The sequence below is a fragment of the Actinoplanes regularis genome (genome assembly GCF_900188005.1).
Lineage (GTDB): Bacteria > Actinomycetota > Actinomycetes > Mycobacteriales > Micromonosporaceae > Actinoplanes > Actinoplanes regularis.
Genome location: NZ_FZNR01000038.1, coordinates 1 through 22,748, shown reverse-complemented (window position 1 = coordinate 22,748; position 22,748 = coordinate 1). Strand labels below are relative to the sequence as shown.

At 67.5% G+C, this 22,748-nt stretch carries 21 protein-coding genes, 2 tRNA genes and 1 pseudogene; 18 read left to right on the top strand and 6 right to left on the bottom strand.

The window, feature by feature from the left end; all coding sequences use genetic code 11:
- Window positions 1–303: 303 nt before the first annotated feature.
- The 6 genes from gyrB to CHC09_RS43275 all read left to right on the top strand — a co-directional run bounded on the left by gyrB (window position 304) and on the right by CHC09_RS43275 (window position 6,262).
- The gene (gene gyrB, locus CHC09_RS43295; protein WP_089299097.1) at window positions 304–2,256 is read left to right on the top strand and encodes a DNA topoisomerase (ATP-hydrolyzing) subunit B; all 1,953 of its coding nucleotides are present in this window, start codon (window positions 304–306) and stop codon (window positions 2,254–2,256) included.
- Between the two features lie 121 nt (window positions 2,257–2,377).
- Complete coding sequence (gene gyrA / locus CHC09_RS43290; RefSeq protein ID WP_089299096.1) at window positions 2,378–4,891, top strand: DNA gyrase subunit A; 2,514 nt, start codon at window positions 2,378–2,380, stop codon at window positions 4,889–4,891.
- 3 nt (window positions 4,892–4,894) lie between these two features.
- Complete coding sequence (locus tag CHC09_RS43285) at window positions 4,895–5,794, top strand: DUF3566 domain-containing protein (RefSeq protein ID WP_089299095.1); 900 nt, start codon at window positions 4,895–4,897, stop codon at window positions 5,792–5,794.
- Window positions 5,795–5,872: 78 nt separating this feature from the next.
- Window positions 5,873–5,946 (top strand) — tRNA-Ile (locus tag CHC09_RS43280).
- Between the two features lie 104 nt (window positions 5,947–6,050).
- A complete protein-coding gene (locus CHC09_RS47310; protein WP_212847121.1) occupies window positions 6,051–6,179 on the top strand; it encodes a DLW-39 family protein in 129 nt (42 codons plus the stop codon).
- 10 nt (window positions 6,180–6,189) lie between these two features.
- A tRNA-Ala gene (locus CHC09_RS43275) sits at window positions 6,190–6,262 on the top strand.
- A 64-nt stretch (window positions 6,263–6,326) separates the two neighbouring features.
- Here the strand turns inward: CHC09_RS43275 and CHC09_RS48230 are convergent.
- Complete coding sequence (locus CHC09_RS48230; protein ID WP_239138909.1) at window positions 6,327–6,983, bottom strand: hypothetical protein; 657 nt, start codon at window positions 6,981–6,983, stop codon at window positions 6,327–6,329.
- Window positions 6,984–7,167: 184 nt separating this feature from the next.
- On the opposite strand from CHC09_RS48230, the gene CHC09_RS43265 reads away from it, so the two are divergent.
- Window positions 7,168–7,347, top strand: coding sequence for a hypothetical protein (locus CHC09_RS43265; RefSeq protein ID WP_089299093.1), 180 nt, complete (start codon window positions 7,168–7,170; stop codon window positions 7,345–7,347).
- Window positions 7,344–7,872: pseudogene (locus CHC09_RS43260) on the top strand (flavoprotein). Before CHC09_RS43265 ends, CHC09_RS43260 begins: the two are co-directional and overlap by 4 nt.
- A 456-nt stretch (window positions 7,873–8,328) precedes the next feature.
- On the opposite strand, the gene CHC09_RS45955 reads toward CHC09_RS43260, so the two are convergent.
- On the bottom strand, window positions 8,329–8,700 hold the full coding sequence (locus CHC09_RS45955) for a hypothetical protein (protein ID WP_143232923.1): 372 nt from the start codon (window positions 8,698–8,700) through the stop codon (window positions 8,329–8,331).
- 687 nt (window positions 8,701–9,387) lie between these two features.
- Between CHC09_RS45955 and CHC09_RS43245 the strand changes: the two genes are divergently transcribed.
- Both CHC09_RS43245 and CHC09_RS43240 read left to right on the top strand, forming a co-directional pair.
- Window positions 9,388–9,612, top strand: a complete 225-nt coding sequence (locus CHC09_RS43245; RefSeq protein ID WP_089299090.1) for a hypothetical protein — start codon at window positions 9,388–9,390, stop codon at window positions 9,610–9,612.
- Between the two features lie 91 nt (window positions 9,613–9,703).
- A complete protein-coding gene (locus tag CHC09_RS43240) occupies window positions 9,704–10,198 on the top strand; it encodes an NUDIX domain-containing protein (RefSeq protein ID WP_275407986.1) in 495 nt (164 codons plus the stop codon).
- On the opposite strand, the gene CHC09_RS43235 is transcribed toward CHC09_RS43240, so the two are convergent.
- The 4 genes from CHC09_RS43235 to CHC09_RS43220 all read right to left on the bottom strand — a co-directional run bounded on the left by CHC09_RS43235 (window position 10,117) and on the right by CHC09_RS43220 (window position 12,498).
- Complete coding sequence (locus CHC09_RS43235) at window positions 10,117–10,479, bottom strand: hypothetical protein (RefSeq protein WP_089299088.1); 363 nt, start codon at window positions 10,477–10,479, stop codon at window positions 10,117–10,119. The genes CHC09_RS43240 and CHC09_RS43235 overlap by 82 nt on opposite strands.
- 230 nt (window positions 10,480–10,709) lie before the next feature.
- On the bottom strand, window positions 10,710–11,351 hold the full coding sequence (locus CHC09_RS43230; protein WP_089299087.1) for a DsbA family oxidoreductase: 642 nt from the start codon (window positions 11,349–11,351) through the stop codon (window positions 10,710–10,712).
- Between the two features lie 41 nt (window positions 11,352–11,392).
- Complete coding sequence (locus CHC09_RS43225; RefSeq protein ID WP_089299110.1) at window positions 11,393–11,821, bottom strand: SufE family protein; 429 nt, start codon at window positions 11,819–11,821, stop codon at window positions 11,393–11,395.
- Window positions 11,822–12,108: 287 nt separating this feature from the next.
- A complete protein-coding gene (locus tag CHC09_RS43220) occupies window positions 12,109–12,498 on the bottom strand; it encodes a CBS domain-containing protein (protein ID WP_089299086.1) in 390 nt (129 codons plus the stop codon).
- A 256-nt stretch (window positions 12,499–12,754) separates the two neighbouring features.
- Between CHC09_RS43220 and CHC09_RS43215 the strand changes: the two genes are divergently transcribed.
- The 8 genes from CHC09_RS43215 to CHC09_RS43180 all read left to right on the top strand — a co-directional run.
- Window positions 12,755–13,525 (top strand): SGNH/GDSL hydrolase family protein, encoded by a 771-nt coding sequence (locus tag CHC09_RS43215; protein ID WP_089299085.1) that lies wholly within the window; start codon window positions 12,755–12,757, stop codon window positions 13,523–13,525.
- Between the two features lie 20 nt (window positions 13,526–13,545).
- Entirely contained in the window at window positions 13,546–14,445 is a 900-nt protein-coding gene (locus CHC09_RS43210; RefSeq protein ID WP_089299084.1) for a sulfurtransferase, read from the top strand.
- Between the two features lie 98 nt (window positions 14,446–14,543).
- Window positions 14,544–16,292, top strand: a complete 1,749-nt coding sequence (locus CHC09_RS43205) for an HSP90 family protein (RefSeq protein WP_089299083.1) — start codon at window positions 14,544–14,546, stop codon at window positions 16,290–16,292.
- The gene (locus CHC09_RS43200; RefSeq protein ID WP_089299082.1) at window positions 16,289–19,057 is read left to right on the top strand and encodes a tetratricopeptide repeat protein; all 2,769 of its coding nucleotides are present in this window, start codon (window positions 16,289–16,291) and stop codon (window positions 19,055–19,057) included. Before CHC09_RS43205 ends, CHC09_RS43200 begins: the two co-directional genes overlap by 4 nt.
- 32 nt (window positions 19,058–19,089) lie before the next feature.
- Window positions 19,090–19,695, top strand: a complete 606-nt coding sequence (locus tag CHC09_RS43195; protein ID WP_089299081.1) for a TetR/AcrR family transcriptional regulator — start codon at window positions 19,090–19,092, stop codon at window positions 19,693–19,695.
- A gap of 104 nt (window positions 19,696–19,799) precedes the next feature.
- On the top strand, window positions 19,800–21,137 hold the full coding sequence (locus tag CHC09_RS43190; RefSeq protein ID WP_089299080.1) for an acetyl-CoA carboxylase biotin carboxylase subunit: 1,338 nt from the start codon (window positions 19,800–19,802) through the stop codon (window positions 21,135–21,137).
- An 8-nt stretch (window positions 21,138–21,145) separates the two neighbouring features.
- A complete protein-coding gene (locus CHC09_RS43185) occupies window positions 21,146–22,024 on the top strand; it encodes a hydroxymethylglutaryl-CoA lyase (RefSeq protein ID WP_089299079.1) in 879 nt (292 codons plus the stop codon).
- A 148-nt stretch (window positions 22,025–22,172) separates the two neighbouring features.
- Window positions 22,173–22,748: hypothetical protein (locus tag CHC09_RS43180; RefSeq protein WP_143232922.1), on the top strand; the 576-nt coding region annotated here is incomplete at its 3' end.

The following is a 22,748-nucleotide window of genomic DNA, read 5'->3' as shown; positions in this document are numbered from 1 at the left end:
CCCCAGAAGGGGTGCCGGACCCTCGCCAACTCGCTTCGGCGGAGTAGAATCGACAGCGACCGGGAAAACTGTGCTTGACGGTGGTTGAGCTGTTACACGCAGCCACTTTCGTCACGCTACGCGGTTTTTCCAGCCGATCACGATCCGCGGGCAGCCCGCGGCGACCGGCGTGCACGGTTCCACCGGTGGTCCGCTTTCTTCCGCGGTGTCATCAAGCTGGTGTCTCGTGTGCGCTGATTGCTGCTGGACGCCTGCCAACCCCGTGCGGGGCCCCATGGGTCCGGTGCGAGAAAGCGGCCGAGGGTGGCAGAGAACAATCAGGAGTACGGTGCCGATTCAATCACCGTGCTCGAAGGCCTTGAAGCGGTTCGCAAGCGTCCCGGCATGTACATCGGCTCTACCGGCGAGCGGGGTCTGCACCACCTGATCTGGGAGGTGGTGGACAACGCCGTCGACGAGGCGCTCGCGGGGTACTGCGACACCATCGACGTGGTGCTGCTGGCCGACGGTGGCGTTTCGGTCACCGACAACGGCCGTGGTTTCCCGGTCGACCTGCACCCCAAGCTGAAGAAGCCCGGCGTCGAGGTGGCGCTGACCGTGCTGCACGCGGGTGGCAAGTTCGACAACCAGGCCTACAAGGTCTCCGGCGGTCTGCACGGCGTCGGCGTCTCGGTGGTGAACGCGCTTTCCACTCGGATGGCGGTGAAGATCCACAAGAACGGCTTCGTCTGGCGGCAGAAGTACAACGCCTCCGTGCCGGAGGAGCTGATCAAGGGCGAGACCACCGAGTCCACCGGCTCGACGGTGCAGTTCTGGCCGGACCCGAACATCTTTGAGACCGTCGAGTTCGACTTCCAGACGATCTACCGCCGGCTCCAGGAGATGGCGTTCCTGAACCGCGCGCTCACCATCAACTTCACCGACGAGCGCACCGAGTTCGCGGACGAGAACGGTGAGCCGCGCAAGGTCACCTTCATGTACGCGGGCGGCATCTCGGACTTCGTCCGGCACCTCAACGCCACCAAGAGCGCGATCCACAAGACGGTGATCGAGTTCGGTACCGAGGACAACGAGGCCGGCATGGGCGTCGAGATCGCCATGCAGTGGAACGAGTCCTACGGTGAGTCGGTCTACACCTTCGCGAACCGCATCAACACCCACGAGGGCGGTACCCACGAAGAGGGCTTCCGGGCCGCGCTGACCACGATCGTCAACAAGTACGGCATCGAGAAGAAGTTCCTCAAGAGCGACCAGAAGTTGTCCGGTGAGGACATCCGCGAGGGTCTCGCCGCGATCATCTCGGTGACCCTGCGTGAGCCGCAGTTCGAGGGTCAGACCAAGACGAAGCTCGGCAACACCGACATGAAGAGCTTCGTGCAGCGGGTCGCCAACGAGCAGCTTGCCGACTGGTTCGACCGCAATCCCGCGGACGCCAAGCTGATCATCACCAAGGCCGACCAGGCCGCTCGCGCCCGGATCGCCGCACAGCAGGCCCGCAAGCTGGCCCGCCGTAAGTCGCTGCTGGAGTCCGGCTCGATGCCGGGCAAGCTGGCCGACTGCCAGTCCACTGACCCGCGCGAGACCGAGCTGTTCATCGTCGAGGGTGACTCGGCCGGCGGTTCGGCCAAGCAGGGCCGGTCGAGCAAGTACCAGGCGATCCTGCCCATCCGCGGCAAGATCCTGAACGTGGAGAAGGCCCGGATCGACCGGGTGTTGAAGAACAACGAGGTCCAGGCGCTGATCACCGCGCTGGGCACCGGTATCCACGACGAGTTCGACATCGGGAAGCTGCGGTACCACAAGATTATTCTGATGGCCGACGCCGACGTCGACGGCCAGCACATCCAGACGCTGTTGCTCACCTTGCTGTTCCGCTTCATGCGGCCGCTCGTCGAGCAGGGGCACGTCTACCTGGCGTCGCCGCCGCTCTACAAGATCAAGTGGAACAAGCGGGGCGACGACGCGCAGTACGCGTACTCCGACCGTGAGCGTGATGGATTGATCGCCCTGCGTCAGCAGAAGAAGGCGAACGCCAAGCCGGATGACATCCAGCGGTTCAAGGGTCTCGGCGAGATGAACTTCCACGAGCTGTGGGACACCACTATGGACCCGGACACCCGGACCCTGCGTCAGGTGACCCTGGACGACGCCGCGGTGGCTGACGAGTTGTTCAGCGTGCTGATGGGTGAGGACGTCGAGGCTCGGCGGTCGTTCATCCAGCGCAACGCGAAGGACGTCAGGTTCCTCGACATCTGACCCCTGGCTGGCATCGCTGGTCACGTGTCCACAGCGTGGGGCACCTTTCCACAATGTTATCCACAGCTATTTGCGGGCTTTGGCCGAATTTGCCTGGCTACACCTTGAGTAAGGGTTAACAGTGACTGACATTCCCGAACCCACCGACGGCGACGAATCCCAGGATGAGAACGGCGGTGGGGTGACCCAGCGCGTCGAGCCCGTCGGGCTCGAGGTCGAGATGCAGCGCTCGTATCTCGACTACGCGATGAGCGTCATCGTCGGCCGCGCTTTGCCCGACGTGCGGGACGGCCTGAAGCCCGTACACCGCAAGATTCTTTATGCGATGTACGACGCCGGCTTCCGGCCCGACCGCGGGTACGTGAAGTGCGCGCGCGTGGTCGGTGACGTGATGGGTAACTACCACCCGCACGGCGACTCGTCGATCTACGACGCCCTGGTCCGGATGGGCCAGCCGTGGTCGCTGCGGTACCCGCTGATCGACGGCAACGGCAACTTCGGCTCGCCGGGTAACGACCCGCCGGCCGCCATGCGGTACACCGAGTCGAAGCTGTCCCCGCTGGCCATGGACATGCTGCGGGACATCGACGAGGACACCGTCGACATGCAGGACAACTACGACGGGCGTACCAAGGAGCCGACGATCCTGCCGGCCCGGTTCCCGAACCTGCTGGTCAACGGGTCCGAGGGCATCGCGGTCGGAATGGCGACCAAGATTCCGCCGCACAACCTGCGCGAGATCGCGGCGGCCGTCCAGTGGTGCCTGGACAACATCGACGCGGACGAGGCGACCACGCTCGACGCGCTGCTCGAGATCGTCAAGGGCCCGGACTTCCCGACGTACGGCCTGATCGTCGGTCAGCAGGCAATCCAGGACGCGTACCGGACCGGGCGGGGTTCGATCCGGATGCGCGCGGTGGTCGAGGTCGAGGAGGACACCCGGGGCCGGCCATGTCTCGTGGTGACCGAGCTGCCGTACCAGGTGAACCCGGACAACCTGGCCGAGCGGGTCGCGGAGCTGGTCAAGGAGGGCAAGCTCACCGGTATCGCGGACATCCGGGACGAGTCGTCCGGACGTACCGGTATGCGGCTGATCCTGGTCCTCAAGCGGGACGCGGTCGCCAAGGTGGTGCTGAACAACCTCTACAAGCACACCCAGCTGCAGGAGACGTTCGGCGCGAACATGCTGGCGCTGGTCGACGGCGTGCCCCGCACGCTGAACCTCGCCCAGTTCATCCGGTACTACGTCGAGCACCAGATCGAGGTCATCCGCCGGCGGACCGCGTACCGCCTGCGCAAGGCCGAGGAGCGGGCGCACATCCTGCGTGGTCTGGCCAAGGCGCTGGACATGCTCGACGAGGTGATCGCCCTGATCCGGCGGTCGCCGACGGTCGAGGATTCCCGTCAGGGCCTGATGACGCTGCTCGACGTCGACGAGATCCAGGCCACCGCGATCCTCGACATGCAGTTGCGCCGCCTGGCCGCCCTGGAGCGGCAGCGGATCGTCGACGAGCTGGTGAAGATCGAGTTGGAGATCGCCGACTTCAAGGACATCCTCGCGAAGCCGGAGCGGCAGCGGTCGATCATCTCCGAGGAACTCGGCGAGATCGTGCAGAAGTTCGGCGACGACCGGCGCACCCAGATCATCCCGTTCGACGGCGAGGTCTCCATGGAGGACCTCATCGCGCGCGAGGACGTTGTGGTGACCATCACACGAACTGGTTACGCGAAGCGCACCAAGGTCGACATGTACCGATCGCAGAAGCGCGGCGGCAAGGGTGTCAGCGGTGCGACCCTGCGCCAGGACGACATCGTGTCGCACTTCTACGTGATTTCCACGCATGACTGGATGCTGTTCTTCACGAACAAGGGCCGGGTTTATCGGGCAAAGGCGTACGAACTGCCCGAGGCGAATCGCGTCGCAAAGGGACAGCACGTCGCGAACCTGCTGGCCTTCCAGCCGGACGAGCACATCGCGCAGGTCATCCAGATCCCGAATTACCAGGTCGCGCCGTACCTTGTGCTCGCCACTAAGAATGGTCTCGTGAAGAAGACCCGCCTCGACGAGTTTGACTCCAACCGCAGCGGTGGCATCATCGCCATCAACCTGCGGGAGGATGACGAGTTGGTGGGCGCTGCCCTGGCGGCTTCGGAGGATGACCTGTTGCTGGTCTCCAAGAACGCCCAGGCCATTCGTTTCAACGCGACCGACGAGGCGCTGCGCCCGATGGGGCGGGCGACGTCCGGTGTGATCGGCATGCGATTCGGTGACAACGACGAGCTCCTGGCCATGGAGGTCGTCCGCGAGGGCATGGATGTGTTGGTTGCCACCAACGGTGGGTATGCCAAACGGACACCGATCGAGGAGTATCCGGTGCAGGGGCGTGGCGGCAAGGGGGTGCTCACCGCGAAGATCACCGAACGTCGTGGTGGACTTGTCGGCGCTCTGGTGATCAGCCCGGAGGATGAACTGTTTGCCATCACCAGTAATGGTGGTGTCATCCGGACTCCCGTGAAGCCTGTACGGCGCACACGGGATCGGAACACAATGGGGGTCAAGCTGATGGACCTCCCTGAAGGTGTAACCATCGTGGCGCTTGCTCGCAATGCCGACGAGCCTGACGAACAGGACTAGTTGATGCCGGAGACACAGGCGAAGTCGGGGGGCCCCGGGACCTCAGCGACTCCGGGCGATGCGGCGAAGAAGGACGGCGCCGCAGCGACTGGACGCGAGACCGCTGGGCGCGCCGCTGTCCCCGCCGATGCCCCGTCCCCGCCGAAGTTCACCAGGGCGCCGGGGATGGCCCCGCCGCCCGGTGAGCCATCCGCCGCCGGATCGGACGCAGACGCCAAACGGCCCAGCGGTCCCGCTGTGGCCAAGGCTTCGGCGGCGGTGCCGGTCGTGACCAAGGGCAAGGGCGCCGCGCCCGGGGCCGCCTCGGCGCGCCCTGGAACGGTGCCTGGCGCCCCTACGGGCGCCGCTGCGCGCCCGGCGGGCAGTGTGCCCACGGTGACCCCGCCCGGTGCCGCGAATCAGCGCACCGTGCCGGTCTCCGGGTCGGCCGCGGCGCCGGCCGGTCCGGGTGGGACGTCGGCAGTGGGGGCCGCCCGGGTCTCCGAAGCGGTTCGTTCGGCCCGTTCCACGGTCTCCTCGGCCGCGGCACGTGGTCCGCGTCGGGCCCGGCTGAACCTCAAGCGGATCGACCCGTGGTCTGTGATGAAGTTCGCGTTCGCGGTCTCGATCGTGCTGTTCATCGTGGTGGTCGTCGCGACCTCGGTGCTCTACCTGGCATTGGACACGATGGGCGTCTGGACCTCGGTCAACGACAGCCTCAAGGAACTGGTCAGCGCGAGCGGCGGTACCGGTGACACCGGCGGCTTCCGGATCACCGCGTGGGGCGTCATCGGCACGTCGATGCTGATCGGCGCGGTCAACGTCGTGCTGTTCACGGCGCTGGCGACGCTCGGAGCGTTCATCTACAACGTGTGCGCCGACCTGGTCGGCGGCATCGAGCTGACGCTCGCGGAGCGAGACTGACGTACCTGATCGGGTTGTGGGCCACCCCCGCTTTGGTGGCTCACAACCCGATGCGGTAACGTTCAATCCGCAGTTGAGGGGGCTATAGCTCAGTCGGTTAGAGCGCAGAGCTGATAACTCTGAGGTCGCTGGTTCGATTCCAGCTAGCCCCACAGGCGATCGGGCGATTCCGATCCGCAAGTCGAGCGGATCAAGGATCGCCCGTTATGTCTTATGGCCCTTTGTGCGTCTGCGGTCCCGGATTTGGGGGTACTCGATGCTGAAGAAGCTTCTCATCGTGGCGGCTGTCGTCGGTGCGGCTGCGCTGGTGGTCAAGAAAGTCAAGGCCTCCAGCGACGAGCGTGCCCTGTGGCATGAGGCGACCACCGCTCCCGACCTGCGCTGAGGCGCTGTCCGGGGCCTTAGCTCAATTGGCAGAGCACCGCCTTTGCAAGGCGGGGGTTAGGGGTTCAAGTCCCCTAGGCTCCACATTTCAAGCCTCTCACCAGGCGAAACGCAAGACCAAGATCGTTGGGACCACTTTGGGACCACCTCATCCCAGGTCCCACCGACCAGCGGCAGCCGCTTTCAACGCCTCGCCGACGACCCCGCGACGACGCTCACGGCGCGGCCAGAAGTGCACATAGGCCTCCAATGTGATCGACGGCGAAGCCGGCCGAAGCGCCCGCTGCACGTCCTTCGGCGGGCCGACCTTCTGACGAGGCAGGTCAGGAACGTCCTGATGCCGCCTGGTCGACCGGGCTTGCACATCGTCAAGGGCGTCGATGGAACTTTTTGAGACTCTGGGGGACGGCGGTTCTGAAGATCGGCGCGATTGCCCGATCTTCACTCCGCTGGCTTCGCCGCCTCCACCCTGCTCAAACAGGGCGACAAGGGACTGGCCTGGCTTGCCGCGGACCGCAGCGTGCAGGCCGCTCAGCAGACCGAGATCCCACTGATGATCGGCTTCAGCGCCCGGATCATCACCCACGCCCTGATGGATGGCGGCCATCACCGCGCCGCAGCTAGCAACGCCAGCAGTGCAGCCCAGCGCATGGACGCTGCTCTCAGCCAGCCGACTGATGACGACCTGTCGGTCTACGGCTCGCTTCTGCTCCGTGGTGCGATCGCAGCCGCTCATAACGGCGACCGCCACACCAGCACCGAACTCCTCGACGAAGCCGAGCAGGCTGGCGACCGCTTGGGCCACGAGGGCAACCACATGTGGACCGCCTTCGGCCCCAACAACGTCCTGTGTCACCGCGTCAGCGCCGCCCTACGGTTCGGCGACGCCGGCACTGCCATCGACTACGCCCGTCGCGTCGACCTCGACGCGCTGCCCCATCAACGAACGCAAGGCCGTCCTTCTGCTCGACGTCACACGCGCATTCCTGATGTGGGGCAAGCGCGACCAGGCCCTCCGTACGATCCAGGCCGCCGGTCAGATCGCGCCGGAAGAGATCACCGGACGCCCTCGGATCCGCCAACTCGTCGGCGACCTGGTCGCCACCGCACCGATCAGCGTCCGCCGCGACGCCCGTGAGTTCGCCGACGCTCACGGAATCGCCGGATGAGCACCGACAGCAAAGTCCTCTACATCGTCGTCTGCGCCGCTGGCCCTGCTGGCGAAGTCGGCCAGCTCGTCAAACTCGCCCAGGACGATGGCTGGACCGTCCAGATCATCGCCACGCCACCAGCCCTTGACTTCATCGACATCCCCGCCGGTGGAGGAACAGACCGGCCGTCCCGGATGCAGCCAGTACCGCAAACCCGGCGATTTTCGAAGTCTCCGAGCCGACGCGATCATTGTTGCCCCGGCCACCTACAACACGATCAACGGGATTGCCCAGGGAATCTCCGACACCTACGCCCTCGGTCTCCTTGCCGAGGCACCCGGACTCGACATCCCCGTCGTTGTTCTGCCCTTCGTCAACAGCGCGCTTGCCGGCCGTGCACCGTTCCTCCGCAGCATCGAACAACTACGAGCCGAAGGAATCCAGGTCCTTTTCGGGCAGGGCGAATTTGAACCCCACGTTCCCGGAGCCGGAGGTGATCGCCTGAGTACCTACCCCTGGCATCTCGCACTACAACACCTCTGATTTCCGGGCGCCGCTAACATGGACGTTCTTCGCCATCAGAGCGGCTATCAAGGAGGTGGCCATCGACGCTCAGTGGGGCCATTTCTGGTTCCACCGCATAGTTGACGGGATCTATCCCAGTGCAGGAGCAAGAGTGGACCTTGGCCGCTTGTGTCGACATGCTCACATGCCGCGATTCGTGCTCGCCGGTCGCAGATCACTTGGCGGACGACTATCGCGCATCACTTGACGGAGGGCAGAGGTCTTCGGGGTTGTACTGCCGAATTGGGCTGTTCTGGATCAAGGCGCCGCGCAAGCGCGGCGCGGGCCGGCCGCGCTCGGCCTGCTGGCGGCCTTCGGCCGGTGCGCCGGCTAAGACCGTTGGAAGCCACTTGGTCGGGATACGGCTTGGCACGCGGCCCAGGCCACTGAACAGATCCTGGGCCGCATGCCAGCACGCGTATTCAAGCAGTCTTGTCAGACGCCTTCGATCGAACCGACGCCGCCGCAGCCGCGGCCAACGCGAGACAGTTCGAGCCGGTAGAAGCTGTAGACGCCGGAGATGGTCTTGCTCAGAGTTTCCACGCGTCCGGAGTTCACCACCTTGTTGTTGGCGATGTCCCGGACCTTGTAGTCGAACTTGCATCCGGCGTACGCGCCGACGCTGATTTTCACGGTGTGGTTCGAGTACGCCCCTACGCTAGCGGTCTGGCAAGTGTTGGGCAGCAGAGGGTTATATCCGTTGACCGAGCAGCTACGACTCGTCGCCTGGGCCGCGGTGGCCGTTCCCGCGAGGACGGCACCGGAGACAGCCAGCACGATTCCCGCCTGCTTCAAGATGTTGTGCATCGAAACCCCGTTCGGTCAGAAGAATACAGATCTATAGATCGCTTCTCGTGACTTAACCATGCATAAATTTGTTCCTGCAATGAGCAAGATCATAATCTGGCCTCGACGGAGCAACGTTTGGATGATCAGCAAGAAGGCGATGTCAGGCAACAGAAGGTGATCTAAGGAGCCGCAGTTTAGGAGCGACAAGGAGCTCTTTCATTGATGATCATGCATTCGGGTTCAAGTTCATTAGGCTCCACGTGATGAAGCTCTTACCCGTCGCCAGCGAGGGCATCAGTCGTTTCGACTGATTCAAGCTGGTTGTGTCGAGATCCTATGAAGACGGAGGCCTCCTTGCCGGGGGCATCTGTCGATGCGAGCTTCGATCTCCTGGCGTGGTGACGCGGCTGGCTCTTCTGACGGCGGCGACGGTGCTTGCGGCAATGACCGGGTGCGGCGGATCGCGGATGGCTTTCGAACCTGTGAACGATGACGAGGCGCATCTCTGAGTGAGCCGTTTGGGGCACGATTCCATCTGACCATGGTGTGTGGGGTGCGGTCGAACCGGGGTGGTTCCGACGATCGGTGGGACGGGTCACGAGACCGTCTTCTGGTCTCAACTGGTGGGGCCGGGGCGCGGGCCGTCTTCGCCGGAGTCGCCAATCCGGGGGCGGTCGGCCGCTGCTCCTGGAGGACGGCGTCGGGTTGGACAGCACAATCGTGGAGCCGTTGTCGGCGGGGACCGAGTATCGGTGCGACGCCATGCGGCAGGGGTCGCTGCGCGTCCACCGGGAGGGGCGGCTCGAGACGGACGTGACGTATCCCATCGAGACGGCGATCACGTGCATCGACGCGCGAACCCGGCTCCATCTAACCGGGGAACTGCTGGAGGCAAGGATGTATCTGCTGGTCACCGTTCCGACGGTGTAGCAACGCATATGCCCGATCTGGGGCTGCCAAGTATCCACAGAGGAATGAAGGAATCCTGCGGAAGGCCTGTTCGACGGTTAGCCTGCGACTCGTGAGCGAACGAAGACGGGCCGCCGCCGTGATCGTGCGGGACGGCCGTGTGCTGATGGTGCACGAGCGCAGCCGGCGATCCGGTGGCGGCGAATGGTGGACCCTGCCGGGTGGCGGGCTGGAGCCAGGCGAGACCGCCGAGGACGCCGTGCGGCGTGAGGTCTTCGAAGAGACCGGCCTGGTCGTCAGCGACCTGAGGTATGTGCTGGAGATGCCGTACCCATCCGGCATGACCTCGGTCTTCGCGGTGTCGGTGGCCGACGGCGAGCCGCGGGCCGGGCACGATGACGGGATCGGTCCCGAACCGCTCGGGTTGGACTGGTTGCCGGTGCCGGAGTTGCCGATCGAGACGAACGGTGTACCGGTGCCGCCGCTGATGGTGGTGCTGCCGACGATGGCCTCGCAGGCTGGTCGTCAGACCGGCGATGATTCGGACACCGACGGAGCGGTCGAGAGCGGCGCCGCGACGGCCCGCCGGCGCTCGGCGACGAAGTAGGCGCAGGCGAAGGCGTAACTCAGGGCCAGAATCAGGCCTAGGACCCGGATCGGGCGGGACGTATAGGGCAGTGCGGCGATCGTGAGCGAGCCGACCGCCCAGCTGGCGAGCAGCACGGTGTTGACCACGTCGTGCCGCTCCCAGCGCCCGCTGCGGCGATGGGCCTGGCGCTGGATCTCCACGGTCAAGGAGTGCGCCATGCCGAGCGCCAGGAGTGCCAGGAGGCTGGTCGCGAAGACGGAGTGATGGCCCACCGCGGCCATCGCCGTTGCACCGGTCATCAATGCGAGACCGCTGAGGGTCCCGACGCGAGCCTTGCGGCGTTCCTGAGCGCTGCCATCCCCCACAACCCAGACGTTCGGCAGGATCAGCTGAAACCTGAGTAGGGGACCCCACTGTCAGAAGCGTGAATGACGCGACATGTGGCGGCGACATCGGCGGGCGGGCCCTCAGACCTTTGAATGGCCCGATCATTTGAGTGATGGTCGCCGATATCGTTTCACGTGAAACGCTATCGACCGGCGTTGACGCCTTCGCGGCGCGTGATCTCGGCGAAGGCATCCAGCAGGGCGGCGGATTCCTGGGCGCCCTGGACCTTGTACTTCCCGTTGACTACGAAGGTCGGGACGCTCGTGATGTCCAGCTCCCGGGCCTCGATCAGATCGGTGGTGACCGCGTTGGTGCCGGCGTCGGATTCTAGGTAGGCGAGGGCGGTCGCCGCGTCCAGTCCGATCGAGCCGGCCACTCCGGCGAGCGCGGGGAGCGAGCCGACGTTGATGCCGTCGGCGAAGTGGGCCCGCTGCAGGGCGTTCAGCATGTCGGCCTGCCGATCCTGGCCGGCGGCCCAGGCGATCAGTCGATGCGCGGCGAACGTGTTGGCGGCGATCGCCCGGTCGAAGTCGAGGACCAGGCCCTCACCCGCGCCGATCTCGGCGACGTGTTTGAACATCTGTTCGGCCCGCTCCGCGCCACCGGCCTTCGCGGCCATCACCTGCCTGATCGGAACCGGCTGCGGCAACGGCAACGGGTCCAGCTGGTAGGCCCGATAGGTGACCGTCGCCTCCGTGTCGAACTCGGCAAGCGCGTTCTCGAGACGCTGCTTGCCGATGTAGCACCATGGGCAGATGACATCGGACCAGACCTGGATGTCCATGCTTCTCCGTTCAGGGTGAAGTCAAGGGGTGAGGTTGGAACTCAGTTCAGCTGTTCGGCGATCTGACGCTTGAGGCGACCCAGAATCGCCGTGCCGCCGCGGATCCGGAGCGGGCTGATCGCTTGGGCGAGGCCCATGCGAGCGTAGAGATCATCGGGAATGGCGAGGATCTCGGCCGCCGACGCCTCGGCCAGTCCTTCGGCGAGGATGCCGGCGAACGCCCGGGTGGTCGGTGCCTCCGGCGGGCAGTCGAACCATGTGACCACGGTGGTGTCCGGTTGCACCTCGGCTTTGAGGAAGAACGCCGTCTGGCACTCGGGAACCTGCTCCATGCCGTCGTGTGCGGCAAGCTCGGCGGGCAGCGGTGGCACCGCATCGGAGAACTCCAGCAGCATCTCCAGGACCACCTCGCGGGGTGCGGAGGCGAAGTCCTCGACGATCTCGGCCAGCTTCGGCGGCATGTCACTCACGACGACCAAACTACGCGCAGAGAGCGAGCGGCCAACCGCACTCGAGAGGAGTGCTACATCCCAAATTTGACCAGGCGGTGGCCGCGCGGCAGGGGCCGGCCAGGTGGTGCGGATGGGTGATGCCCGCGGCGCCCGGGTGGGGTGGGCGGCATCCGGGTGGTGTCAGCGGGCGGTGTGGGCGGCATCCGGGTGGTGACAGCGGGCGGTGTGGGCGGCAGCGGGGCAATGCGGACGGACGGGGTGAGCAGGCGGTGTCGGCGGCAACCCCGGTGGCGGGCCCGAGCAGGTCAGGCGGCGGCCGCATTCGAGCGCAGAACCACATCACTCAGACCGATCAGGCCGACGATCTTCCGGTCGGCGTCGCAGACCAGAAGGCGGCGAACGGCCCGCGACCGCATGGCCTGTACCGCCTCCTCCACTGTGGCGCCCTGCTCGATGAGGATGATCTCGCGGGTGGTGATCGCGCCGAGCGTGGTCGCCGCCGGGGACAGACCCTCGGCGACGGCCCGGACCACGATGTCCCGGGCGGTGACGATCCCGGACATGGTCGGGCCGCGCGTCACCACCACATCGCCGATGCCCTGGTCCCGCATCGCCTGTGCGGCCTCGTCGAGAGGAGTGTCCGCCGGCAGGTAGACCACCCGTCGGGTCATCGCCTCAGCAACCAACCTGGCCATACTCGAGCCCTCCCGCCGTCGACACGTCGCCTACCCAGTCTTCCCGCGATTACCCCGCCGGTGTCCACAAAGGGTGCACCCCCGCCCGTACGACGGTCGCGCGATCGGGTGTAGAGCCGCCGGCCGCGCGGTGGCCGAAGCCGGTGCGCCCTACGACTAAATCACGTGCTTATCTAGGTGTCGCCATCGTCACGTACCGATCGCTGGCTGTTCGGTGGAAAACTGGCCGAGCTGAGCAGGCGTTAGGGGGGGCGCGATGGTCTGGCGCAGCTATGTGGCGATGGGTGACAGCTTCACCGAGGGCATGTGCGACGAATACCCGGACGGCACGTACCGAGGCTGGGCCGATCTGGTCGCCACCCGCCTCGCGGTCGATTCCGGCCCGGACTTCGGCTACGCCAATTTGGCGATTCGTGGCCGGCTCCTGGACCAGGTGATCGAGGAGCAACTCGAAGCAGCCCTGACGATGAAACCCGACCTGGTCAGCTTCTCGGCCGGCGGCAACGACATCCTGCGGCCACGGGTCGATCCGTGGTCCCTGGTGGAGAAGATCGCCCCGGTCATCGCCCGGATCCGTGCGACCGGGGCGGACGTGATCCTGTTCCGATTCGCCGACGTCGCCGTGCACCTTCCGGGCGGGCAGCGGATGATCGGCGGCCGCGCGGCCACCCTCAACGACGGGATGCGGGAGATCGCGGAGCGGCATGGGGCGTATCTGGTCGACCTCTTCGCCGACCATGCCTATCTGCACCGCGACATGTGGAGCGACGACCGGCTGCACCTCTCCGAGACCGGGCATCGGCGGGTCGCCGGGCACGTGCTGAATGCGCTCGGCGTCGGGGCCGAGGAGGACTGGATGCTGGTCCCGCCGGCGCCGCAGCCGACACCGTGGCTGCTGGCGCGCAGCGCGGATTTGCGCTGGGCCCGGGAGCACCTGGCGCCCTGGGTCGGGCGGCACCTGCGCGGACGTTCGCTGGGCGATCTCGTCACGGCAAAGCGACCGGTGCTGGGACCGATCAGCGACTGAGAAGGGTTAACGTGACAGGCATGTCCGTTCCGAACGATCCGGCGCAGGCGTTCCAGGCCTACGCACATCCCGACAAACTCGTCACCACCGAGTGGCTCGCCGCGAATCTGGACACCGCCGGCCTGGTGGTGGTCGAGTCGGACGAGGACGTGCTGCTCTACGACACCGGCCACATCCCGGGTGCGGTCAAGGTCGACTGGCACCTCGAGCTGAACGATCAGGTCACCCGTGATTACCTGGACCCCGCCGCGTTCGCCGCGATGTGCGAGGCCAAGGGCATCGGCCGGGACGACACGATCGTGTTCTACGGCGACAACTTCAACTGGTGGGCGGCGTACGCACTCTGGGTCTTCAGCCTTTTCGGGCATCGCGACGTGCGGTTGCTCGACGGCGGCCGGCAGAAGTGGGTGACCGAGGGTCGCCCGGTGACCCGGGAGAAGACCACCCGGCCCAGGGCGGAGTACGCGGTGCCGGTCCGCAACGACGCGGAGATCCGGGCGTTCCGTGACCAGGTGATGGGCCACATCGCCAGCGGACGGCCGCTGGTCGACGTGCGCTCCCCGCAGGAGTACACCGGCGAACTGACCCACATGGCGGCGTACCCGCAGGAGGGCGCGCTGCGTGGCGGGCACATCCCGGGCGCGGTCAGCAAGCCGTGGAAGTCCGCGGCGAACGACGACGGCTCCTTCAAGGCGCACGACGAGCTGGTCAAGATCTACCGGGACGAGCTCGGCCTGGAGTCGGCGGACGACATCATCGCGTACTGCCGGATCGGCGAGCGGTCCAGCCACACCTGGTTCGTCCTGCACCACCTGCTGGGGTACCCGCAGGTTCGCAACTACGACGGCTCTTGGACGGAGTGGGGCAACCTGGTCCGGGCGCCGATCGCCAAGGGAGCGGAGCCCGGCGGGCTGAGCTGATCCTCCGCAGCGGACGTCTGGGATGGCGCGGCCGGGGAAGGCCGCGCCATCCCAAATGACGCCGCTTTTGTCAGACGGACCCGGTACCGTGCGTCGCCGTGAGCAACACGTTCCAGGTCGATCTTCGGGGCATCGTCGACCTGCTCAGTCACCACCTCTACGCGAGCCCACGCGTCTACGTCCGAGAGCTGCTGCAGAACGCCGTCGACGCGATCACCGCCGTCGGCCCCGACCACGCCGGCCGGGTCGAGATCACCACCGGCGAGGCGCTGCGGATCACCGACAACGGCATCGGGCTCACCGAGGCGCAGGTTCACGAGCTGCTCGCCACCATCGGCCGCAGCTCGAAACGGGATGAGCTGGGTTTCGCCCGGCACGAGTTTCTCGGCCAGTTCGGCATCGGCCTGCTCTCCTGCTTCCTGGTGGCCGACGAGATCCGGGTGCACACCCGGCGCGAGGGTGCGACCCCGGTCCTCTGGACCGGATATTCCGACGGCCGCTACGACGTGCGGCCCGGTGACGAGCGCGAGCCGGGGACCACCGTCACCCTGCTGCCGCGCCGTGGCTCCGAGCACTATCTGACCAGCGCGACCGTCGTCGAGCTGGCCGGGCTCTACGGCTCGCTGCTGCCGGTGGAGGTGACCGCCGACGGTCACCAGGTCACCACCGGAACGGTGCCCTGGGCACTCCCGGCGAGCGAACGCAACACGTACGCGGAGTCGATGCTCGGGTTCCGCCCCTTCGACGTGATCGATCTGAACGTGCCCGGTGCCGGCCTGACCGGCGCGGCCTTCGTGCTGCCCACCCCGGTCAACCCGGCGACCCGCGGCGGTCACCGGGTCTACCTCAAGCGCATGCTGCTCTCCGAGAACGTGGAGGGCCTGCTCCCCGACTGGGCGTTCTTCGCCCGCTGCGTGGTCGACAGCACCGAGCTGCGGCCGACCGCGAGCCGCGAGGCGCTCTACGACGACGGCATGCTGGCCGAGACGCGGGACGCGATCGCCGACCAACTGCGCGGCTGGCTGGTCCGGCTCGCCACCACCGACCCGCGCCGCCTCGCCCAGTTCCTGCAGATCCACCATCTCGGCGTGAAGGCGCTGGCTCTGCACGACGACGAGATGCTGCGCCTGGTCGAGCAGTGGTATCCGATGCAGACAAACATGGGCGAGCTGACCCTGGCCGAGTTCCGTGCACGGTACGGGGTGCTCCGCTACGCCGCCACCGCCGACGAGTTCCGGCAGCTCGCCGCCGTCGCGGGCGCGCAGGACGTGGGCCTGATCAACGGCGGTTACGTCTACGACGCCGACCTGATCCAGCGTCTCGCCGCCGTCGATCCGGAGGTTCACGCCGAACGTCTCGACCCGACCGATCTGACGACCCGGTTCACCGCCGTCGACGCGGAGACCGAGCTGCGCCTGCGCCCGTTCCTGTCGGCCGCCCAGCGCCGCCTGGATCGGCTCGGCTGCGAGGTCGTGGTGCGCTCGTTCGACCCGGCCGGCCTTCCCGCGCTCTATCTGGTGAGCCGTGCCGCCGCCTTCCACGACGAGTTCACCGCGAGCCGTGACCAGGCCGACGACCTGTGGGGCGGGGTGCTCGACGCACTCTCCTCGACGGTGCCGAACGACCGGCCGCAGCTGGTCCTCAACCACCGCAACCCGCTGATCCGGCGGGTGGCGGCGCTCGGTGACGCCGAACTCGCCGCCCTGGCGGTCGAGTCGCTCTACGGCCAGGCCCTGCTGCTCGGCCATCATCCGATCCGGCCGGCCGACGCGGCCCTGTTGACGACCTCGTTCCTGGGCCTGCTGGACCGGGCCGTTCCCGGCGGAAACGGGGAGGAGAGCCGATGAAGACGGCGGAGGAGCTCTGGGACGTCATCGAGGAGGCACACGACCTTCCGTACGGCGCGGCCCAGATCGCGCTGGTCGAACAGGTGCTGCGGTACGCCGACGGGGCCGGTGACCCGGCGCTGGCTTTCTATACCCGGCTCTTCGCGACCACCGCGTACATCTACGGCGGCGAGTCGGTGAAGGCGTTCGCGACCTTCTCCTGGTGTGTCAGCGACTTCGACCGTAATCCACAGCCGTACCACGAGCGCTGGACGCACAATCTTCTCTGGTTGTTCAAGACCATGATCAGCGCGTTGACCAAGTTCCCCGAGATTCCGCTGGCGCGGACCTACGCGGTGCTCGACGACATGGAGCGTCGCTACCGCGAGAGCGGTCACGGCATGCAGCCGGTGTACAAGCACCGCTACCTGGTCGCCAGCCACATCGGCGCGGCCGAGGAGGCGCACTCCTGGTTCGAGAAGTGGCGGGCCGCGCCGCGGACCGAGCTCTCCGACTGCGAGGGCTGCGACCCCACCACCCTGGTCTGGCACCTGAACGACCGGGGTAGCTACGACGAGGCGGTGGAACTGGCCGCTCCGGTGCTGGCCGGTCGGCTGAACTGCACCGAGCAGCCGCAGAGCATCCTCAGCGAGCTGATGGTGTCGTACGTGCAGAGCGGTCGCCCGGCCGAGGCCGCCGACGCGCACCGGCGTTCCTACCTGGTCGAGCGGGGCAATCTGGCCGATCTCGCGGGGATCGGCGACCACATCCTGTTCTGCGCGCGGACCGGCAACGAGGCCCGTGGCCTGGAGATCCTGCAGCGGCACATCGACTGGCTGGACCGGGCGCCGTCGCCGTCCGCCGGGATGAGCTTCGCGGCCGCCGGCGTTGCGCTGCTGCGCCGGCTCGTCGCGCTGGACCACGGCGACACGTTGATCCGCCGGACCGGGCGGGAGGAGATCACGGCCGCTGCACTCGCCGACGAACTGGCGGCCTACGCGACCGAGCTGGCCCGCCGTTTCGATGCCCGCAACGGCACCGACCACCAGGGCGAATCGATCGCGGAGCGGATGTCCGCCGTGCCGTACGCGGTCGGTCTGCGATTGTCCCCGACGGCCCGTCGGACACCGGTGCCGGAGGCACCGAAGATCGAATCGCGGCCGCAAACCGTCGAGATCCCGGTGGAGGCCACCGAGGCCGAGCTGCTCGACCTGGCCGAGAGCCACCTCGACGAGGACGACTTCGACAGCTTCGGCGCGGTGCTCGAGGCCTATGCGAGCCGCTTCCCCGACCCGGTCGACCCGCGGCTCGCCGGGCGCCTCTGGACCTTCCGTGGCATTCAGATTCCCGGCGACGACCACGAGGGCACCATTGCGGCCTGGGAGAGGGCGGCCGCGGCGTGGGAGGAGGCCGGAGAGCCCGGTAAGGCGAGCGGCCTCCGGGCGCGGATCGCGACGGAGCGGGCCCGGGCCGAGCTCGGTGATCCGGATGAGGCGCTGGCCACGATCAAGGCCGACATCGCTCATCAGGATGACAACGGCACTCACCGGGATCGGTCGAGCGCCTGGCTGCGGCTGTCCATGGTGTATTTCATGCTTGGCCGGCTGGATGAGGCCAACAAGGCCGGCGACCGGGCCGACGAGCATGCCGCCCAGTGTGGCGAACACCGTCGGCTGGCGTACCACGCGCTGATCCGGGCGCAGAACCGCGGCGCGGCGAACCGGCTCGACGAGGCGCGCGAGGCTGCCCGGATCGCTTGGAATTTCTACCGGGAACACGGCCCGGGACGGTCTGGTGCCGAGGCGGCGACCGTCTACGGGCAGCTTGCCGAAGACCCGGCCGAGGTGGTGACCGCGATGACCGAGTCGCTGGCCGGCGGGGTGCCCGGCGCCGAGTTGGTCGGGCACGCGCTGCGTGGCCGCGCGCTGATCGCCCTGGAGCGGCAGGACGAGGCGATCGACGATCTGGTCGAGGCGGTCGCGATCTGCGCCGAGCAGGAGAACGAGCGGTCCGGGATGTTCGCCCGGCAGGACCTGGCGCAGGCGTACCGGATGGCCGGTCGTCTGGTGGAGGCGGCCGAGGTGGCCGAGGAGGCGCTGCTCGGATTGGAGCGGCTGGGCTTCGTCGAGCGGGCCAATGACGCCCGGTTCCTACTCGCTCGCGTTTATCGTGATCTTGATGACAGTGACCGGGCCTTGGGCCTGTTCCGAGAGCTGATCGAGGCGCTGGCCGACAACCCGGACGGTCGCGGCCAGATCGGCGAGGAGGCCGGCGACCTGCTCTACAAACTGGACCGGGACGCCGAGGCGGCGCTTACCTTCCAGGCCGCGGCCGAGGCGCTTCGTGAGGCCGGTGACCCGGTCGGTGAGCTGCGGGTGCTGCGGCGCCGGCTGATGGCGCTGAACTATGCCGGCCAGGTCGCCGAGGCCGAGGAGGTGATCCCGCTCCATGCGAGCCGGTGTGCGGAACTCCCCGCCGAGCTGGTCGAAGAGCCCGCCGTGCAGTGGGAACGCGGGGTGTTCGCCTTCGAGATCGGCAATCTGCTGATGCGTCGTGGCCGGTGGGCCGAGGCGGTGCCGCACCTGGCCGGCGCCCCGGAGCGGCTTCGCTCCATCGGGGCGGACCGGGAGGCTGATCGGGTGACCGGCATGCGAGCCGAGGCGCTGCTCCGGTCCGGTCGGGCGGTCGAGGCATTGGGCCTGCTGGAGACGTTGCCGCCGGAGGCGAGGATTCCCGAGGTGTACGACGAAGCGCGGGAAGTCGTCGATCGGCTGAACGACCGTTAAGCGAGGACTTGACGACGCGTTAAAGTGGCGAGGTGACGACGGTAGATCAGCGGCACCGGACCACCCCACCGGCGCCCCGGCGGCGGTCTCGACGCGAGGAGATTCTGGAGATCGCGGTCGGGCTCTTCGCGGCCCGGGGCTATCACGGTGTCTCGATGGACGACATCGGCTCGGCGGCCGGCGTCACCGGCCCGGCGTTGTATCACCACTTCGCCGGCAAGGAGGCGATGCTGGTCGCCGCGCTGATCCCGGTCAGCGAGAGCCTGCTCGAGGGCGGCCGCGAGCGGGTCGCCCGGCACACGGCCGACGCCGAGGCGGCCCTTGCCGACCTGATCGACTTCCACGTCGAGTTCGCGCTGGCCAACCCGGCCGTGATCGCCCTGCACCTGCATGAGCTGGATCGCCTGCCGGAGGAGCCGCGCCGGCAGATCCGGCGTCTGCAACGGCTCTATGTGGAGGAGTGGGTGGGTGTGCTCACCCTGCTCCGCCCCGAGCTGGAGCCGGCCGAGGCCCGGGTGCTGGCCCATGCCGCCTTCGGCCTGATGAACTCGACGCCGTTCCTGGGCGGTGAGGTGGAGAAACGCCGGAGCGCCGACTTGCTGCGCGAAGCCACCCTGCACGCCCTGACCGGTCGCTGAAGATTCGCCATCGAGCAGAGCCGGACAGCCGTACAAGAGGCTGACGGCTGCGGAAAACCGGCCGCCCCACAGGGTGGGCCGGCAAGCCGAACACTGGGAGCCTCATGATCGAGTCGTTGCTCGTCGCCAACCGCGGCGAGATCGCCCGCCGGATCATCCGTACCGCGAAGCGTCTCAACATCCGCACCATCGCGGTGCATTCCGAGCCCGACGCCGACCTGCCGTTCGTCCGGGAGGCCGACGAAGCAGTCTGTATCGGCCCGGCGAACCCGGCACAGAGCTACCGGAACACCGAAGCCATCCTGGCCGCGGCGAAGGCGACCGGCGCCCAGGCTATCCATCCCGGGTACGGGTTCCTCAGCGAGAACGCGGCCTTCGCCCGTACCGTCGAAGCCAACGGCCTGGTGTGGATCGGACCCGGCGCCGACGCGATCACCGCGATGGGCGACAAGATCAACGCCCGCAACCTGATGGCCGCGGCCGGCGTCCCGGTCGCCTCCGGCACGGCGGAGCCGGTCGCCGACGTCGACGCCGCGATCGAGGCGGCCGCCGGAATTGGCTATCCGATCATGGTGAAGGCAGCTGCCGGCGGTGGCGGGATGGGCATGGGCGTGGCGGCCGACGAGGCCGCCCTGCGCACCGAGTTCGGCAAGGTCCAGGCGTTCGCCGAGCGGATGTTCGGTGACGGTTCGGTGCTGCTGGAGCGTTACTTCCCCCGGGTGCGGCACGTCGAGGTGCAGATTCTCGGCCTGGCCGACGGACGGGTGATCGCCCTCTCCGAGCGGGAGTGCTCGGTGCAGCGCCGCAACCAGAAGCTGGTCGAGGAGGCCCCGTCCCCGGCGATCACCCCGGAGCTGCGCGAGCGGATGAAGGCTGCCGCGGTGAAGGCGGGAGAGGCGGTGAACTACCGCAACGCGGGCACCGTCGAGTGCCTGCTCGACCCGGCCACCGGCGAGTTCTTCTTCCTGGAGATGAACACCCGGCTCCAGGTCGAGCACCCGATCACCGAGCTGATCCACGGTATCGACCTGGTCGAGCAGCAGCTGCGGATCGCCTCGGGTCTGGCGGTGAACTTCGACGTCGATCGAGAGACGACGGGTCACGCGATCGAGCTGCGGGTCAACGCCGAGGACCCGAAGCGCTTCCTGCCCGGCCCCGGCAAGGTCGTCACCTGGGTGGAACCGGCCGGCGAGGGCGTCCGGGTGGACTCCGGCTACACCGAGGGCAACACGGTCACGCCGTTCTACGACTCCCTGCTGGCCAAGCTGGTCCTCTTCGGCGCCGACCGCGCGGACGCGCTGGCGAAGGCCCGTCAGGCCGTTGCCGGTTTCCGGATCGAGGGCCCGAAGAACAATCTGCCGTTCTTCGCCGAGCTGCTGGAGAACGGCGAGTTCGTCTCCGGCGACTATGACACCGGCATCGTGCCCCGGATGAAAGGATGAGATGAGTCATGACCTTCATCAGCATCCGTGAGGTGGCACCCCGGGACGGCCTCCAGAACGAGGAGCCGGTCCCGACCGACGGCAAGGTCGAGCTGATCGACGCGCTCAGCCGGACCGGCGTGGGCCGGATCGAGGCGGTCTCGTTCGTACACCCCAAGGCCATTCCGCAGATGGCCGACGCGGACGAGGTCTGGTCGCGGATCACCCGGAGCCAGGACGTCCGGTACTCCGCGCTGATCCCGAACACCCGAGGCGCGCAGCGCGCGCTGGCCGCGGGTTTCCGGGAGATCGAGGTGGTCGTCTCGGCCAGCGACACCCACAACCGGCGCAATCTCAACCGCTCCACCGACGAGTCGCTGGAGGACATCGCCGGGCTGATTCCGCTGGTGCACGAGGCCGGCGGGACGCTCGAGGTGATCGTCGCGACCAGCTTCGGCTGCCCCTACGAGGGCGACATCGCGCCGGAGCGGGTGGCGGGCATCGTCGAGCGGGTCCGCGCCGACGGCGCGGATCGCATCGCCTTCGGTGACACGACGGGGATGGCGACTCCGCGCCGGGTCCGTGACCTGCTTTCCGTGGTACGCCCGGACCTGCTCCACTTCCACGACACGCGCGGTACCGGCCTGGCCAACATCGTGACGGCGCTGGAACTGGGGATTGTCGAGTTCGACGCCAGCGCCGGCGGACTGGGCGGATGCCCCTACGCTCCCGGCGCGTCCGGCAACGTCGCGACCGAGGAGGTCGTGCACATGCTGCACGATATGGGTTTCGACACCGGAATCGACCTGGATAGTTTGATCGATGCGGCCGGACTGGCCGAACGTCTGGTCGGCCGCTCCCTTTCGTCGGGCGTTCTGAGGGCCGGTCCGCGTACCCGGCTGGTGTGATTTTACGACCGATTCCGGCGATCATTTTCCCGTTTTGTTCGCGTGACTTTCCGCTCGCTCACCTCGTTACCAATACCGAGTGGCCGACATCGCCTGTTCCGGAAGAACCGGAATACTAAAGCGAGGCCGACGACGAGGGGTGGGTCCGATGCCGGGCTGGAGGGTCGAGCGCACGCCGCGCGCGGCGTCCGGTGCCGTGTCGTCCGCCCTCGGCGGCTCCCCGTTCATGCCGCCCCCAAGCCAGGGGGTGGAGCGGCGGCTGGAGCGCCGCGCCGGACGTGCCGGTTCCCGGTGGGTCCTGCGTGCACTCGTCATCGGCGGCCTGGCCGGGGCGGCCTGGCTGCTCACCGGCGCCGCCGCGCATGCCGCGGGTCCCGAGCTCGAGCCGGTGAGCGGCTCCTCCCTCGAGACCGCGTTCGGTGCTGCCAAACCGGCGACCGGCGACGAACCCGTGGTCGGTGGACTCCTGAAGGCGGCCGTTCAGCCGCTGGAGTCCGGACCCGAGATCCACGATCGGGTCGTGACGTCGATTCACACCGACTCCGTGTCGGTGCAGACGGACGACGAGGCCGCGATCGATGCGAAACCCCTCGACCAGGACCGGCGATCGGTGACCGCGCCGCTGCGCACCAGCGGCGGCGAAACGGGCGATCGAGCCGAGGCCGAGGGGAACGCGGTCGCGCCGGTACCGGCGGAACTTCCGCCGCCCGGCACACCGGCGGCG

Excerpts from the sequence above, each read along its gene's own strand:
- CHC09_RS43285 (WP_089299095.1), top strand. The coding sequence starts at position 4,895 with ATGCCGGAGACACAGGCGAAGTCGGGGGGCCCCGGGACCTCAGCGACT.
- CHC09_RS47310 (WP_212847121.1), top strand. The coding sequence starts at position 6,051 with ATGCTGAAGAAGCTTCTCATCGTGGCGGCTGTCGTCGGTGCGGCTGCG.
- CHC09_RS43265 (WP_089299093.1), top strand. The coding sequence starts at position 7,168 with ATGTGGGGCAAGCGCGACCAGGCCCTCCGTACGATCCAGGCCGCCGGT.
- CHC09_RS45955 (WP_143232923.1), bottom strand. The coding sequence starts at position 8,700 with ATGCACAACATCTTGAAGCAGGCGGGAATCGTGCTGGCTGTCTCCGGT.
- CHC09_RS43235 (WP_089299088.1), bottom strand. The coding sequence starts at position 10,479 with ATGACCGGTGCAACGGCGATGGCCGCGGTGGGCCATCACTCCGTCTTC.
- CHC09_RS43230 (WP_089299087.1), bottom strand. The coding sequence starts at position 11,351 with ATGGACATCCAGGTCTGGTCCGATGTCATCTGCCCATGGTGCTACATC.
- CHC09_RS43220 (WP_089299086.1), bottom strand. The coding sequence starts at position 12,498 with ATGGCCAGGTTGGTTGCTGAGGCGATGACCCGACGGGTGGTCTACCTG.
- CHC09_RS43215 (WP_089299085.1), top strand. The coding sequence starts at position 12,755 with ATGGTCTGGCGCAGCTATGTGGCGATGGGTGACAGCTTCACCGAGGGC.
- CHC09_RS43210 (WP_089299084.1), top strand. The coding sequence starts at position 13,546 with ATGTCCGTTCCGAACGATCCGGCGCAGGCGTTCCAGGCCTACGCACAT.
- CHC09_RS43200 (WP_089299082.1), top strand. The coding sequence starts at position 16,289 with ATGAAGACGGCGGAGGAGCTCTGGGACGTCATCGAGGAGGCACACGAC.
- CHC09_RS43190 (WP_089299080.1), top strand. The coding sequence starts at position 19,800 with ATGATCGAGTCGTTGCTCGTCGCCAACCGCGGCGAGATCGCCCGCCGG.
- CHC09_RS43185 (WP_089299079.1), top strand. The coding sequence starts at position 21,146 with ATGACCTTCATCAGCATCCGTGAGGTGGCACCCCGGGACGGCCTCCAG.